This window comes from Dysgonomonas sp. HDW5B (assembly GCF_011299335.1).
Taxonomy (GTDB): domain Bacteria; phylum Bacteroidota; class Bacteroidia; order Bacteroidales; family Dysgonomonadaceae; genus Dysgonomonas_A.
Map to the genome: position 1 here is coordinate 814,812 of NZ_CP049858.1, position 15,964 is coordinate 830,775.

The following is a 15,964-nucleotide window of genomic DNA, read 5'->3' on the forward strand; positions in this document are numbered from 1 at the left end:
TCTTATTTACAAAGGGATTGGCTCGTTTTATTTTATTAACTTTGTGTGAAATCAATAAATATATCTTTTATGTTTAGAAAAGAGTATTCGAAATACCTGATTCTCTGTTTTTCAATAATCAGTTCGCTCACAATTACGGCACAGAAAAAAGTATTAGATCATACCGTTTATGACTCATGGAAAAGCCTGTCTGAGACAGCTGTTTCAAATGACGCAAAATATGCCGCAACAGTAGTTAAAGTACAGGAGGGAGACGATTATTTATTAATACGCAACCTCTCAAATAAAAAAGAGTTGATTGTTCCTCGTGGATACAACTATTTAATCGCACCCGATCAGAAATATATTGTCGCACAGATAAAAGCACCTTATGAATCTTCACGCCAAGCCAAAATAAAGAAAACGGCTGATGAGAAAATGCCCAAAGACTCATTGGTTATTATTTCTCTGGAAAAATTCTCGTTATCTAAGATTCCTAATGTAAAAACATTCAAAATAGGAAAAGATTTCTCCGACTATTTGGCCTATACCATAGATGATACCCTTAAAATAAAGGATAAAGCGAAAGCTGACGAAAAAGCACGCACTTTAATAGTTCGCAACATCTATACAGCAAAAGAAGATACTGTCAAAAATGTGACTGATTTTATATTTAGCAGAAACGGAAAAAGTTTGGCTGTGGTTACCAAACCCGAAGCTAAAGACACGATCAGTAAACCCGGTATTATTTATTTCGACCTCAACAAGTATAGTCGAAAAACAGTTTCTACAGGCAAAACGCTTTATAAGAACCCTGCATTATCTGATTTAGGAGAAAGACTTGCCTTTTTAGCAACAACAGACAGTGTAAAAGCAGAGATAAAAAACTACAGCTTATATTATTTCTCAACACATGACGATTCTGCTCAACTTATCGTTGATAAGAATAAAACAGGAATGCCAAGAGAGTGGAATGTGAGTGAAAATTACAACCCTGAATTTAGCAAGAATGGCAAAAGGGTTCTTTTAGGCACTGCACCTATAGCCCTACCCAAAGATACAACTATCCCCGATTTTGAAAAAGCACAACTCGATTTGTGGCATTGGCAAGAGCCATTAATACAGCCTCAACAGTTAATTGAATTGGAAAAAAAGAAAAAACAAACTTATCTTTCTTATGTTGATTTAGAGGATGGTTACAAATTCTATCAATTGGCAACCGAGCAAATGCCAATTGTAAATATATCGGATGAAAACAATGGTAAATACGCACTAGGCACATCTAATCTGAACTATCTTTTCGATACTCAATGGGACGTCGCTGCCAGATTAACTAATGATATTTGGGTTCTCAATCTTAATAATCACACCTCAAAACAAATACAAACAGGTTTACAGGCTGAACTAAGTCTTTCTCCTAATGGCAAATATCTTGCATGGTACAATGTTAATGACCGTCAATATTATGCCTATTCGTTTGATACCGGAAAAGAAATATGCCTGACTGATAAACTTAATATCAATTTCTGGGACGAGAAGAACGATACACCTTCGATCCCCAATTCATACGGTTTAGGTGCTTGGATGGAAAAAGACGATGCTTTCTTGGTATACGATGCTTATGATATATGGAAACTTGATCCTAGCGGTGTAAAAACTCCTGTAAATATCACCCAAAATGTAGGTCGTAACAATAAGTTGACATTACGATATATCAAAACTGATAAAGAAAGCCGGTTTATTAAAGATACTGAAAAGATATTACTCTCAGCTTTTGATAATACAAGCAAAAAACATGGTTTTTACGAATTAGAGAAATCTAATTTAAAACCATTAATCATGGATGAATATATATTTTCGTCACCGGAAAAAGCGAAAGATAAAGAGGTTTATCTGTTTGCAAAGAGCAACTTCAATACCTCTCCCGATCTTTTTATCACCAGTAATAATTGGAAAACAGATACTCGATTGTCAGACATCAACCCTCAAATGAGAGAATACAATTGGGGAACAGCCGAACTTACCGAATGGACGACCTTTGATGGTAAACAATCGCAAGGCATCATCTATAAACCTGAAAATTTCGACCCGAATAAAAAATATCCTTTGATGGTATATTTTTACGAGAAGCACTCAGACAATCTATATCAATATTCTCCACCTGCACCAAGCCGTTCTATTATCAATATTCCGTTCTATTGCAGCAGAGGATATATTGTATTTACTCCTGACATTCAGTATACAACAGGACATCCTGGCGAGAGTGCATATAACTCAATCGTTTCGGGAGTAGAGGAGTTAGCTAAAAACTTATGGATAGATCGTGATAACATGGCTATACAAGGACAAAGCTGGGGAGGCTATCAAGTAGCATACCTTGTTACTCGAACTGACATGTTTAAAGCTGCGGGATCAGGGGCACCCGTATCCAATATGTTCAGTGCATACGGAGGCATACGTTGGGAAACCGGACGAAGCCGTCAGTATCAGTACGAACAAACTCAATCTCGTATTGGTGCAACTATGTGGGAGGCTCCCGAACTATATAAGGAAAACTCACCTATATTTTTTGCCGACAAGGTAAAAACGCCTCTATTAATAATGCACAACGATAAAGATGGAGCTGTGCCTTGGTATCAGGGCATCGAATACTTTATGGCACTCAGAAGGTTGCAAAAGCCTGTATGGTTGTTACAATATAACAATGAGGCTCACAATCTTAAAGAACGCCGCAATTGTAAAGATTTGAGCATTCGTTTGCAACAATTTTTCGACCATTATCTCAAAGGCGATCCAGCTCCTGTATGGATGAAAACAGGAATACCTGCTACCGAAAAAGGTAAAACATATGGATTCGAAATAGAATAGGATTACAGATATTCTCAATTAAAAGAAAGTAGTAGTAATAAAATAAAGTTATCAGACATGGTTAAGCCCGGTTATAAATTATTATTTCATCTTGATAATGAAAAGGTTGAAATCGTAGAAGTTAGACGAAACGGAATTTTAGAGGAAGATAAAAACAAGCTCTATATATGGCTGTTATATGACAAGGTAAATGATATGATCAGCCGCCTTGAGTTTGTCTCTATGAAAAGTACAGAGAACAAAGAGTACCGCGAATTTGAAAACAGCAAATTGGTGATGGACAAAGTTTCGGGAACTTATACAGAGGGAAATAAAACGTTCGAAATGAAAGTCATTCCTTCAGATAAACCTTTGTCTACAATTTTGCAGGATGCTGTAAGTGATTATCTGCTGTTATTAAACTTCAGAAGCGAGAGACGATGAAATTTTTATTGATTATAATTATACTACTCGGGGTTTCTCTTTCGGGTAAAACACAAAACTCTCTACTCGAAAACAAAGAGTATTCGATTGTCATAAGCGAATCCTGTAAATCGTTTCAAGATGGAGGGTGCCTGATTACGACATACAATGTTCTAAAATTCGAAAAAGATAGTGTATCCATAGAAGCGTATACGAAAGCAGGTTGTGACTCTAAGGAACGAGATCAGTATTATAATCAGAGAAGTTTACTCGGAAAATTCCCTTATCAGATTCACAAGAAAAAAGGGAGTGCTAATCATTTTATACGTATCAACGGATATTCATTTGCACTGTTGGAAGTATTTCCCGATTACCTGATAGAGTTAAATCCCGATCATACGACTAATTCGGATCACATTTTTAATCTCATAAAGTAAAATCGAAAGAAGAGAATAAAAAAAGATCGAGCCACAATGGTTCGATCTTTTTTATTTATCTTAGAAATATTATCTCCAACCTGACAACCTGAAAGAATCAACCATACGGTCATATTCTGTTTTCCAGAATGAATATTCACTTTCAGACGAAGTAAGTGTTACCTGCATTTGTTTCGTTGGAGTATAAAAATAGGTTATACACATATGCTTAGGTTCGGTTCCGCTCAATTGTTGAGTATAAGAATAGCTGATAATACGACTACCCTTTACCACGCACGAGTTAAAAGAGTCCCAACCAGTCAGAGAATAACCTGTATTTTTCAAGTTTCGTTCCACAGAGGCTTTTATTTCAAATTCGATAGTACTGAGACTAATAGAATCGGGGTAGCTTAATTTACTGAAATCACCTTCCTGTACATTTATTGTTATACTACTGAACGACTTTAATTGAGTCGAATCATTTTGATTAAAATCATCTTTAAGGAATAATAAAGTCGGACGGAAACGTTCGTAGTCAATCGAATCACCCAGTTTCTTTTTAGATTCTTTATCCACTAAAACTTCGAATGGGATATCGCTTCTCTCTTCGAGATGAAGCGGATAATACATTGTTCCGACATTGGGTATATTAACCAAGCGTTGATAAGATTCCAATATTTTATCATAACGATTTTTCCAGTCGGGTAAAGTATTTATTGGAGAAGACATACTGATCTGAATTTGTGCCGGCTTATCGAATATGTATGTAGAATGAACTTCCGAAGTCTGCTCCTCCCTTAATTGTTGCTCGTATGAATATTGTATGGCCGGAACTCCACCTAATTCTACCACTTTAAACTCGCCCCATTTATTAATCCGATAATCAGTAGAATCGATATTTTGTTGCACATTCAATTTAATATTGCTTTCCAAGACATCAACCTTTATCGAATCCTTCGATAGAGTTCTCTTCTTATACTCGGGCAACACATTAAACGAAAGACTACCAAAAGCCGGAACATTAGTTGTGTCTGCTATTGCGAAATCACGATCCAAGAACAACAATCCGGGACGGAATTGTTCATAATTGACAGAGTCTCCCAATATTTTTTTAAATTCATTATCAACCAAATGTCTAAAGGGGATATCTTTCCGATCCTGAATTTCTGTCGGATATTCAAAGGTCGCTATATCGGCAATATTTACTTTACGATTAAACGTTCGTATCATCTGATTATAATATGCCAACCATTTCTTATATTCTTTTTTAGGAGCAGATAGCACAATCTGAAGTTGGACATCGGAATCATAAAGATTGGTAGTAATAATATTCGTTTGATCTTTACCTCTTAAAGTCTGTTCATACGAATACTGAATAGCAACCAAGCCATTGATATTTTTAAATTCGAAAGGATTCCATTTTTTTACCAAAAATTGAGTTCCTACGAGATTTGTATCAACATCTTGCTTGATATTACTTTCTATTTTAGCTTTCTGAATATCAGACATCTCTTTTGGAAAACGATAAGTACCCGATAGTGCTGTTACACTAATATATCCGAATGAAATCTTCTTACCGGGAAATTGAGGTGCTACGAATCCTTTTTCGAAAAATATCAATGTAGGACGGAATTTTTCATAATCAATCGAATCACTCATCAATTTTCGAAACTCTTCATCTACCAGAATTTTGAATGGAATATCGCTTCTCTCCTCCAAGGCCTGAGGATAAGCTATTGAGCCTATGTTTAGAATATCAATTTTATGAAGAGTAGTAGTCGGTATGTCTTTAGCGAAAATATAGTTCGTTTGAACAAGAAGTGATAGTAATAATAGTAGTGTAGTGTATTTTTTATTCATCTTATTTAGTAAGTAATTTCAACTATTTAATAATACATTATTAAAAGCATGATTATCTATTGTTATTGAACAGCTCTGCAAATCTAATTATAGAACTGATTTATAAAACGTTCGTCAATAAAAAGAGTCAATCAATTGAAACATTATTCAGTATGTTATCATAAATTGAAGCCCATTCTTTCAAATCTTTATCAGGCGACGATAAAGTTATCTCAACTTGTTTATCATTTTTAAATAGATAAGAGACAATAATATTAAGTATTTTCTTGTTTTGACTTTCCAGTTTATATTCAAACCTTAATACCTTTGCTCCATTTATTTGAGTAATAGGCAATTCATTCCAATTAGATACGGTAGATGATGTACGGTCCGCATTCTCATATATCATATTATGTATAGCCTTACCTAAAGAGATTGCATATTCAGTTTCTAAAATTGATGCGTCAAAACTATCTATAGTCAATGCATTAACTATGATATTCGGAAACTCTTTTAGTTGAATACTGTCTTTCTCATTAAAGCCTTTCTTTAATAGAATTAAATTAGGTCTGAACTTTTCATAGTCAACGCTATCAGGTAATAATTTCTTATCTACAGGGTTAATCAACAATTCGAATGGTATGTCATTACGTACTTCAACACTTGCAGGGTATGAAACGACAGCAATTCCTTTTACATTAAACGATTGGTCTTTTGAATCCTCTAAACTCATTGTATGCAACTGAACCAGACCCCAGATTACAGCAGCAAATACAAATACAAAAATTACATTTTTTCTCATCTTACAAATTTATTAAATATTATCGATCTCTAACCGAGTCAATTTATTCAAATTGTTTTTGTTCTTTTTAGCTTATCATTTTCACAGAAATAGAAGATGACACAAAAACTCTTTTTTGAGACAAAGCATCATAAATTGCCTCATTCAAAGCAACACTCACACTTCCATAGTCTTCGTTCAATACCCATGCACGTATTACAATATCAAAATTCCCATTATTGATATTGGTTATTCCGACAAATGGAGATGGAGCTTTCAATACCTTCTCATTCTGATTTACAACATCTGCCAATACAGCTTTAAGCTCATCTATATTATTACCGTAGTTAATATTAAGAGTTATGTCAACCCTTCTGTTTTCTTGAGTAGAATAATTGGTTATACTTCCTGTAGAAAGTGGTCCGTTAGGAATATAAATAGTACGTCCATCGGCCGTAAGGAGAATAGTATAAAGGATACCAATTTCCATCACAACACCATCCATACCTTGCACCAAGATCCGATCATTCAACTTAAATGGCTTATTCATCAGAATCATAATTCCTCCCGCAAAATTCGACAGGTTATCTTTCATAGCCATACCAATGGCAAGTCCACCGGCTGCAATAATAGCAGCTAAAGACGTTATCGGGATACCGAGAATACCAATAATAGCCACCACTAATATCACTCTTAGCAAAGTATTTACCAAGCTGTTTATAAATGTCGACACAGCACCATCCACTTGCTTTCGGCTCAGGAGTTTCCTCACCAATTTACGTAGCCAAGAGATAACCCAGGACCCTATAAAATATACAATGACAGCACCAATCAGCTTTTCTCCCAATCCAACTAAGCGCTCTAACAATCCTTGAACCAGAGGTTGCAGAGAAGAAGTACTAATCTGCTCAATACTTTGCAATAAAACCAGACCTAACATAAAAACTTATTATATTTTAAATTATTATTAACTGATATAAATCATACAAATATAATAAAAACCATTATTTCCATATCTATAAAGTCCAAACTAACAAAGTAATATCTCTAATCGAAGACCGAATCAGAGATATCCAGAGCTCAAGTAAACTGTATTTTTTTGATTTGATTCGCAGATTATTTCGTTATATTTGCACTAGATCAAAGCTTTATAATAAATATATGACATCCGCCAACTTATCGCTTTGGTTGGTGTTATAAAGAGATCAAGATAATAACAATTTATCGGTATAGAGCCGATTATATAGCATAGCAGTCATGGAAAATACAGATAGATTTTTAGGCCTAATAAAAAGCAGCATCAGCACCAACTGGGACAAGCCTGCTTTTAGTGATTATAATGGAAGTACTCTGCTATTTAAAGATTTTGCTCAGAAAATAGCAGAATTACATATCATTTTTGAAACTATAGAAGTACAGAAAGGTGATAAAATTGCACTTTGTGGTCGCAATTGTACCAATTGGGCAGTAACTTTCTTTGCTGCAATGAGCTATGGTGCTGTAGTAACTACCATCCTACATGACTTTGATGGAGAAAGCATCCACAATATTGTTAATCATTGCGATGCCAAAGTTTTTTTTGTAGGAGAACATGTCTGGGATAAGGTCGACCCTTTAAAAATTCCAAATGTAAAAACCATTATCACCATAGAAGATTATGCTATTCAAAAATCACGCTCTCAAGAACTCAATCAGGTATGTGATAACCTAAGCATTGTATTCAAAAATAAATATCCCAAAGGATTTTCTCAAAACGATTTGATATTTCATCAGGAGCAGCCCGAAGAGATGGCTCTTATCAATTATACATCGGGAACCACAAGCAAACCTAAGGGTGTTATGATTCCTTATCGCAGCTTATGGTCTAATACTAAATTTGCAATCGAAAGTATCTCATTTGTTAAGCCGGGAGATGGTATCGTGAGTATGCTGCCAATGGCACACATGTATGGTTTGGCTTTCGAAATATTATTATCTGTGGCTAAGGGATGTCATGTACATTTCCTTACCCGCTTGCCTTCACCACAAATAATAATGGGTGCATTCGAGAAGGTTAAACCAACTCTCATTATTGCCGTGCCTTTAATTATAGAGAAAATAATTGTTTCTAAAGTCTTTACCGAACTGAATAAGCAACCAACAAAGACTCTTATAAAGATTCCTTTTATCAGAGAGAAAATATTCTCTAAGGTTAAAGACAAACTAATCTCGGTTTTTGGAGGTCAGGTTGTAGAAATAGTAGTAGGAGGAGCAGCCTTAGACAGTGAAGTAGGTAAATTTCTTTCCCGTATAAAATTCCCTTATACGGTTGGATACGGTATGACCGAATGCGGACCGCTTATTTCGTACGATTTCTGGGAAACCTACCGTGCAACATCTTGTGGAAAGCCTGTTGACCGAATGGAAGTAAAAATTGACTCTCCTGACCCTCAAAACATAACAGGTGAAATTATGGTGAGAGGTACTAATACCATGCTGGGATATTATAAAAATCCCGAAGCAACAGCAGATGTATTAGCTTCTGACGGATGGCTTAGAACCGGAGATCTCGGAGTGATGGACGAAAGTCAATATGTTTACATCAAAGGAAGATCTAAAACTATGATATTAGGACCTTCCGGTCAAAATATATATCCCGAAGAAATAGAACAGTTATTAAATAACACCCATTATGTAGCCGAATCATTAATTGTTGAACGAGAGGGAAGACTGCATGCTCTTATTTTTCCTGATCAAGATGCAATACAAGCGAGCCACTCTAAAGAAAGCATAGAAAATCTTTTGAAAGCGGAAATAACTAATCTCAACAAACGTCTGCCTAAATACAGTCAGATTGCAGACTATACAATACAAAAAATTGAGTTTGATAAAACACCCAAAAGAAGCATCAAGCGCTTTTTATATAAATAATTGTGCTAACTGATATAAATTAAGGCCTAAGGTCTTTTTATTACTTTAGTAAGCATAACCTTAACAACTTGTTATAATTAATGTATGTAATTAAATACTTTTATAAACTTACTATCAGACAAGGAAGCCTGAGTTAGGAGAAACCCGGCAAGTAACAAACACTAAGATTTTATTGTTGCAATCGATAAATGAGTTGTTTTGCGAACAACACCATAATTAATTCATCCTCAACATGAGTGGTATTTTAAATTACTAACCTATGAATGATTACGATCTGCAAACCAATAAAACATACTTATATTGATTTTATAAGAAAACAATATATGACACAAAACAAACACAATACTATTTTTCACTTTATTCACTCAAGGACTAATCAATATTATGGAAGAAATAATTAATCCTTTATCAAATAACGCAATAAAAAATATTCTCCAAACCGCTCAAGCACTTATCGGGCGTAGTACTATAGCTTTAGAACGAGAGTTTCCTCGATCGAGACGAAAGCATGCAGATTCTAATAGCTATTTCATAAAATACAAAGACTCTTCTATCATTTGGATACCCAATATCTTTAATGTCTGTGACATGAGCCTCGTACAATTCCACCATTTAATAGATGTACAGAGTTGCTGCAAGCTATGTAACAATACCATGGAGACATTAAAGCCAAACCTGTGGATAGATGAAGATACTATTATTCAATGTTATACTGAAGCTTCAGGACAAAACAATTTTCTGATCGGCTGGAAATATTCATGCCTTCTTCGATAATAGACCAGTCATAATATTTGTCTGCTATAAATAAAAAAACCGAAATTAATTCCGGTTTTTTTTATTTATTCTCTATTTTACCAAAGGTAATATCTCAATCCAATAATCGTCAGGATCATTTATAAAATACAATCCCATCTTTTGGTTTTCAAAACAAACGCAGTTCATCTCTTTGTGAAACTTACGGATTTCATCATAATCACCCTGTACTCTAAAACATAAATGGCTCTCGTTCTCACCCAGCTCATATGCTTCGGGATGATCTCTGAGCCAAGTAAGCTCTAATGAAAAGGGACTTACTCCATCCGATAAATAAACCAATATAAATGATCCGTCAGGAGCCTCTTTTCTTCTGAGCTCAGACAGACCTAATGCCTTTTGATAAAATTCGATACTACGTTCCAAATTGGTAACATTAATATTGAAGTGGTCAAATCTGCTTACTATTTTCATATCACTTTTCCTTAATTATAATTATTAGGACCATAGCCCTCTCTTTATATTTCAATAACATCGCCTCTATGCAAGGGTACAAAAACCTCTGCTTTGTATTTTTCTGCTACAACCTCTATCGCTGCCGCTTTTTCATATGCCACATCAAAATGCATGGGAATAAACAAGCCTGTTGGTATTCTTTCCATAAACTGACCTGCTCCTTTCATATAATCTTTACCCAATCGAGGATCAACAGGAAACATGGCAATATCTACAAAAGGGGTCAACGCAGCGATATGATCAAGTTCTCTTAAATAAAAATCCTCTGCATCCTTTATTTCCTCCTCTGTAGATTCTTCATTCCAATGCCAGTTATTTAAATCACCGGCATGAAAGATTACTTTGTTATCTGCTTTAATTCTGAATGAAATACCTAAGTCTGTAGAACCAAAAGCATCAATCTGTAATACCTCATCTATGTATTGCTCATCCTTGTCGATAAAAATTACATCTGTAGAATCCATCTTAGGTGACTTTTCGACATCCTTCGAAAATATATACGTTATATCATGTCTATTCTTTCTCCATTTAAGAATTTCCGGATTAAAATGATCGGCATGTCCATGTGAAACCAAGACATATAATTTCTGTGGACGATGTAATAATCTATCCACTACCACCCCATGCGTCTCACTGATGGAATCCTGATAATAATCAATGATAATAGTAAAATTTTCTGCTTCAATAGCAAACCCACTATGATATATGTAAGTTAATCTCATTTTTTTATTTATTTAAGTAGCACTAAATATATATTACTACATTTTACAACTACAACTGCCTCTCGCTATTATGCTTACCAAAGCAATAAATAGGTCTGAGACCTTAATTATATATTTTCCGAGGCAACAAAATAGCATAACACTAATCTCGGAACTGATCGGATGTAGCAAAACGCACACCTCGCTCTCTTGCCTTATCATACATGATTATTGCTCGCTCGTTCTCCGGATTAATCCATGAACAACAATCTGTTAGAATAATTATTCTTTCAGCCAGATGCGGTGCTACTTCCAGCATATCATTTAACGAGTTGGCGACACAATAATCTGCTGCCTCTCCCATTATTAAAATATTATCAAATTGCTCCAACTTGGATAACAATTTCTCATTTAGTTTTGTTTCCTCACTATCCTCATACTCTACTACAGCCTTAAAAATGCTGTAATGCTCGGTAGCCTGATGCATACCTTTATAGAATAAATCGTAATTCACACCTTCGTTAATGCTCCATGAGTAAAGCGCTTTTATCAGTATCTCATTTATAGCCCAACCTTTACTGCCCTGTATACAATGAGCAGGCCATATAGTACAAACTTCGTCCTTCCCCTCCAAATCCTGAAGATATTCCAAAGCTAAATCTTCATTAAATTGAGGCATCCATTTTCCGGCTTCAACATCAGCAGCATACACTACAGTAAATAATGCAGGTGGATAACCCTCTTTGTCTTGCCAATAATGCTGATTGGCAATGTGGATAGGCTGATGAGAATCCAGGGTAAGTGCAACATAATCAATACTTGACCCATACTCTTCTATGAAAGTAGCCATTCGTCTCACATCGGCATCGGCTCCATTCACAAACAAAGCTCCTGCTGGTTGCGTAAAATCATTTTGGATATCAATGCCTAGGACGGCGGTTTTTCCTTTCATAACTGTAGTAATTTAAGGCCTCAGACCCATTTGTTTTTAATAAGCAGAGAAACACCCGATTGTTATAATTCCGATGTCATATTATCTCATTCTTAATTAACAGATTCAGAATGATGCAATAAAGATAGAAAATAATTCAAAAGCCAAGCCTTAAAACTGTACCGATTGTCGGGCTACAATATTACATAGTTGACTGATATCATTCATACTTAATTTAAAGTCTGCATACTCAGGAGATGAATTCAAAGAATGGCAGGTTATTTCGCAACGCTCCAAGTCCTGATCAATGATCTGTTTACAGACAATAGTATTACCTAGTATTACAATCCAGAATGGATATTCATCATTATGTAATTTATCGCGCCAATAATCTTTAGATAATTCGCGAGCAAGAACGATGTCCTTATCACAAATACTACGTTTCGATCCGTCATCCATACTATCTCCTTTTATCTCGAAAGCATAATAACGCCCAAGCCCTATTTTATCCACAATAAACTCAACTTCCTCTAAATCATTCACAAACTCAGCATCACGATACTCATCTATATACTTAGCATACGCCTTTACGGGAATCAGAGGTACCCGCATACGAAAACGACCGTTAGGCATTTCGTAATATTTCACACCTGAACTATTGACAAAATAAGGTTCTTGCTCTGTATCGACTGCAAGCTTTAGATTTATATCTTTCTCATCAGTACGATACATTTCACCTCGTCCGGTCAACAACCAATCAGGATTTATATTCGGTTCGGCACTCATTATTTTATCTATCAAACCAAATTTTGGCTCTGTTGAGCCTTTAATACAATCATTCAAGGTTGTCTGAGCTATATTAGCAAACTCAGCATAAGCCCTAACGGACTTAGAACTTTGCGACACAATCTTTTTAATACGCTCATTTATTGAATTTTTCATATCATATAATTTAGACTGATTCTAAACAAACGAAATATCGAACATTTACTCTTTGAAAACTTGCATATATTCGATAAACCGAATATATTTGCATTATCAATTCGAAACAACAAGGCACAAAGATATAAATTTAAACAATAAAACCCTAATAATTAATGAATATTATAAACATCGCGCACAAAACAAAGAAGAAGATTAACGAAAAACCGAATACTTGCAGTTCTTATTATTCTATATAAAAAATACAAATAACCAACCAAATAATCAAAATATGACAACCGACGAATTATTATGGAATGCCGCATTTGAACAAGAAAATCCAAAAATCCATAATTCTTATAATTACAATGAAGAATGGGCTATGGAACGATATTACGAAGACAAAGAATTATTTGAACGATTCGGCGATTTTTTCAAAACTGCCAGTTGAAAAAGACTCTCCTTGAACACAAACCAATTTTACAAACAGCCTTACAAACTTAAAGAAACAAAGAATTATGCAAACCCAATCACCTACAACAAAAAGACGATACAAAACATTTGATCACTCAGAAGCAATCAAGCAAGCTCAAAAACTAATTGATCATGCCAAGGAAAAGCAACAGAATCTTCGCTCAATACGAATTGATGCAGACACTATCGTACAAGTAAAAGCAGACAGTCCCAATATTGAGCGGATTATCGAACGATTCAAGCACAAGACACGAACAATCAATATAGTTGACCAGATTGAATACGGACAATATGCTTAACCCTCTATAAAAGCTGAAATATTCTACTATTCTGCGATTATTCATCCCAATTCGCAATAAATTAAAAACCACAAAACAATGAGACTAGGAAACAGTGGCGCAAACAATAAAGGCAAAAAATACATCAAAATAAAACCGGGCGCAGTGGCAACACCCGAAAATCAAGCAAAAGCCGATATATTCAAAGAATGGTTCGGGTCATTTTACCCCCGCCTTCAAACAGAACTAATCAATAAAGACACTTATGATGAAGATGTATTAAACGACACCTTCTTAAGGATATACGACAAAATACGCTTTGGCGGGTTAGAAATAGCCGATTATAAAGCATACTTTCATCGGGCATTTTTCACTAATTTTATGCAGATCAATATACAAGAATCCCAAAGCATAGTAACACCTTTGGATAATCACGACAAGATAGATGATTCTGAAAATGACGAAGAATTAATAAAGAGCAAATGGGAACTTGAGAATGATATATTTGATTTCGTATATTCGAAATACCCTATCCATGAGTTTGAATTATTCAAGATGTATGTACGTCTTAAACCCGCAATTACTTATGCCGATTTATCAGACATCACATCCCTATCTACAAGCAGGATAAGCGAAATTATTTCGAAAATCCGACGTGATATTTGCAAACAAAAGGACTTTACACAGAGAAGAAAGTCTACTTTACGGAAAACCGAATGTTGAGAAAACATTATAAATTAAAACAGCGATAGTTTATAAACCATCGCTGTTTCAGCTCATATATCATACCGTTTACCGTACCAAATCCTGCACATCAGTTTCCAACATATACACACCCAAAGCATGAGCCGGATGCATATCTTTCGCTTTGAAAACATACTCTCTTCCTACAATAGGCATAACTTTTGGTGAAGCCACAAGTTCGCAATGAATAGTATCTCCATCCTTAAACTCGTCAGTTTCGGAACTGGTAACCAATACCTCTAAAACAGTTACGCTCATTTTTCCCTTAGCAGCCCCACGTCCAATATTTTCTTCTGCAATCCTTAAAACGTGTCCACCCCATTGATAATTCGGAACAGCTGATTTTACAGATTCAGGTAATCCTTCAGAAACCGCAGGAGTCTTAGACACCTCTTTCACCAAAATATATTTCAACGATGATGCATCAGCAGGTACATTTTCAACTTTTTCCTCTTTTACTTCCAATACATACTCATACCCGGGTTCGTATTGAAACCCTTCTATCTGATTGTAGAAAAATGTCCAGTTAGTATCTGTACCCTTTTTTACCAGTAAACACTTCTGAGGTGCAACACCTACACAATCGCCTTGCTGCGAAGCCACAATCATTTTTACTGTTCCCTTATTTGAAGCGCACGATGCAAATAACAGAGGCAATAAAAACAATAGTCCAATTAATTTTTTCATATCTGAATATTTTATAAATAACTTCTTTTTAAACGATAGACACGTCAAAATGTTTTGTGCGTAATTATTAAATCTACAAGAAAAGCAGATTCAATCGACACTCAATCCCCCTGGTTAAACATTAGAGGATTAAAGAAGTCAACTTCAAGAATAAAATTGCCCTATCCTATCCAAGTACCATTTTGGGTCTTCTTCCAAAAATCGATAAAGAAATATGTTTGAGGAAAAATAAACGCCAGCGAATAATAAGCAGTCTGCATATAATATTCTTTAGATGGAATTTGTGGCGATACAATCCAAAAAGCAATAAATAACGGCAAGAACAAGAATGAAATAAACGACAGAAGAAAATTTTCCCGTACAGAACTTATCTTACAAAGAAATATAGAATATGAAGCGAGAGCACAACTAAAACAAACAAAAAAGGGATAGAAAAACAACTCTTTATTATCCACATTCATATACTGCTTCATATCCACACCATTAAAAATACTGCCTGATACAATCCATAAAATAAGAGCCAACCCCAAGCTTATCAAAAGCACCTTGAGAGGGGTATACAAGCAGAAGCGAGTCAACTTATTTGTAGAAAACAAACTAGTTAACAATCCCACAATCAACAAAACAGCTATTATAATAAGACGCACCTTCATTTAGCAAATATAAAAACAAAAACACGCAGATAGCATAATTAGAACTTTTTTTAATACAGTTAAGAGGTTATCTCTTATAGGGTTTAACCAAAGAAAAATTATACCTTTACA

General features: G+C 35.0%; 17 protein-coding genes. 8 read left to right on the forward strand and 9 right to left on the reverse strand.

Features of this window, described 5'->3' with window-relative positions:
* The first annotated feature begins 69 nt into the window (after positions 1–69).
* Genes G7051_RS03285 through G7051_RS03295 form a run of 3 tightly spaced genes read left to right on the forward strand, consistent with a single transcriptional unit; the run spans position 70 to position 3,686 of the window.
* Complete coding sequence (locus G7051_RS03285) at positions 70–2,847, forward strand: prolyl oligopeptidase family serine peptidase (protein ID WP_166198522.1); 2,778 nt, start codon at positions 70–72, stop codon at positions 2,845–2,847.
* A gap of 57 nt (positions 2,848–2,904) precedes the next feature.
* A complete protein-coding gene (locus G7051_RS03290; protein WP_166111090.1) occupies positions 2,905–3,270 on the forward strand; it encodes a hypothetical protein in 366 nt (121 codons plus the stop codon).
* Positions 3,267–3,686, forward strand: a complete 420-nt coding sequence (locus tag G7051_RS03295) for a hypothetical protein (protein ID WP_166198524.1) — start codon at positions 3,267–3,269, stop codon at positions 3,684–3,686. Before G7051_RS03290 ends, G7051_RS03295 begins: the two co-directional genes overlap by 4 nt.
* Before the next feature lie 69 nt (positions 3,687–3,755).
* Here the strand turns inward: G7051_RS03295 and G7051_RS03300 are convergent, their stop codons facing one another.
* The 3 genes from G7051_RS03300 to G7051_RS03310 all read right to left on the reverse strand — a co-directional run bounded on the left by G7051_RS03300 (position 3,756) and on the right by G7051_RS03310 (position 7,225).
* Entirely contained in the window at positions 3,756–5,525 is a 1,770-nt protein-coding gene (locus tag G7051_RS03300; RefSeq protein WP_166198525.1) for a hypothetical protein, read from the reverse strand.
* Positions 5,526–5,652: 127 nt separating this feature from the next.
* The gene (locus G7051_RS03305) at positions 5,653–6,306 is read right to left on the reverse strand and encodes a hypothetical protein (RefSeq protein WP_166198527.1); all 654 of its coding nucleotides are present in this window, start codon (positions 6,304–6,306) and stop codon (positions 5,653–5,655) included.
* A gap of 67 nt (positions 6,307–6,373) precedes the next feature.
* Positions 6,374–7,225 (reverse strand): mechanosensitive ion channel family protein, encoded by an 852-nt coding sequence (locus G7051_RS03310; protein ID WP_166198529.1) that lies wholly within the window; start codon positions 7,223–7,225, stop codon positions 6,374–6,376.
* A gap of 317 nt (positions 7,226–7,542) precedes the next feature.
* Between G7051_RS03310 and G7051_RS03315 the strand changes: the two genes are divergently transcribed.
* Positions 7,543–9,195, forward strand: a complete 1,653-nt coding sequence (locus G7051_RS03315; protein ID WP_166198531.1) for an AMP-binding protein — start codon at positions 7,543–7,545, stop codon at positions 9,193–9,195.
* A gap of 384 nt (positions 9,196–9,579) precedes the next feature.
* A complete protein-coding gene (locus G7051_RS03320) occupies positions 9,580–9,969 on the forward strand; it encodes a hypothetical protein (protein WP_166198533.1) in 390 nt (129 codons plus the stop codon).
* A 72-nt stretch (positions 9,970–10,041) separates the two neighbouring features.
* Here G7051_RS03320 and G7051_RS03325 read toward each other — a convergent pair whose 3' ends face one another.
* The 4 genes from G7051_RS03325 to G7051_RS03340 all read right to left on the reverse strand — a co-directional run bounded on the left by G7051_RS03325 (position 10,042) and on the right by G7051_RS03340 (position 13,038).
* Positions 10,042–10,422, reverse strand: coding sequence for a VOC family protein (locus tag G7051_RS03325; protein WP_166111111.1), 381 nt, complete (start codon positions 10,420–10,422; stop codon positions 10,042–10,044).
* A 44-nt stretch (positions 10,423–10,466) separates the two neighbouring features.
* Entirely contained in the window at positions 10,467–11,186 is a 720-nt protein-coding gene (locus G7051_RS03330; protein WP_166198535.1) for an MBL fold metallo-hydrolase, read from the reverse strand.
* A gap of 142 nt (positions 11,187–11,328) precedes the next feature.
* Positions 11,329–12,117 (reverse strand): hypothetical protein, encoded by a 789-nt coding sequence (locus tag G7051_RS03335; RefSeq protein ID WP_166198537.1) that lies wholly within the window; start codon positions 12,115–12,117, stop codon positions 11,329–11,331.
* Between the two features lie 150 nt (positions 12,118–12,267).
* Positions 12,268–13,038, reverse strand: coding sequence for an XRE family transcriptional regulator (locus tag G7051_RS03340; RefSeq protein ID WP_166111120.1), 771 nt, complete (start codon positions 13,036–13,038; stop codon positions 12,268–12,270).
* Positions 13,039–13,309: 271 nt separating this feature from the next.
* Here G7051_RS03340 and G7051_RS03345 point away from each other — a divergent pair, with 271 nt between their 5' ends.
* From G7051_RS03345 to G7051_RS03355, 3 genes are all read left to right on the forward strand, one after another.
* A complete protein-coding gene (locus tag G7051_RS03345) occupies positions 13,310–13,468 on the forward strand; it encodes a hypothetical protein (RefSeq protein ID WP_166111123.1) in 159 nt (52 codons plus the stop codon).
* Positions 13,469–13,535: 67 nt separating this feature from the next.
* The gene (locus tag G7051_RS03350) at positions 13,536–13,790 is read left to right on the forward strand and encodes a hypothetical protein (protein WP_166198539.1); all 255 of its coding nucleotides are present in this window, start codon (positions 13,536–13,538) and stop codon (positions 13,788–13,790) included.
* A gap of 78 nt (positions 13,791–13,868) precedes the next feature.
* A complete protein-coding gene (locus G7051_RS03355; RefSeq protein ID WP_166111129.1) occupies positions 13,869–14,492 on the forward strand; it encodes a sigma-70 family RNA polymerase sigma factor in 624 nt (207 codons plus the stop codon).
* A gap of 69 nt (positions 14,493–14,561) precedes the next feature.
* Here the strand turns inward: G7051_RS03355 and G7051_RS03360 are convergent, their stop codons facing one another.
* Positions 14,562–15,200, reverse strand: coding sequence for a DUF4377 domain-containing protein (locus tag G7051_RS03360; protein WP_166198541.1), 639 nt, complete (start codon positions 15,198–15,200; stop codon positions 14,562–14,564).
* 161 nt (positions 15,201–15,361) lie between these two features.
* Positions 15,362–15,853, reverse strand: a complete 492-nt coding sequence (locus G7051_RS03365; protein ID WP_166198543.1) for a hypothetical protein — start codon at positions 15,851–15,853, stop codon at positions 15,362–15,364.
* Between the last annotated feature and the right edge of the window lie 111 nt (positions 15,854–15,964).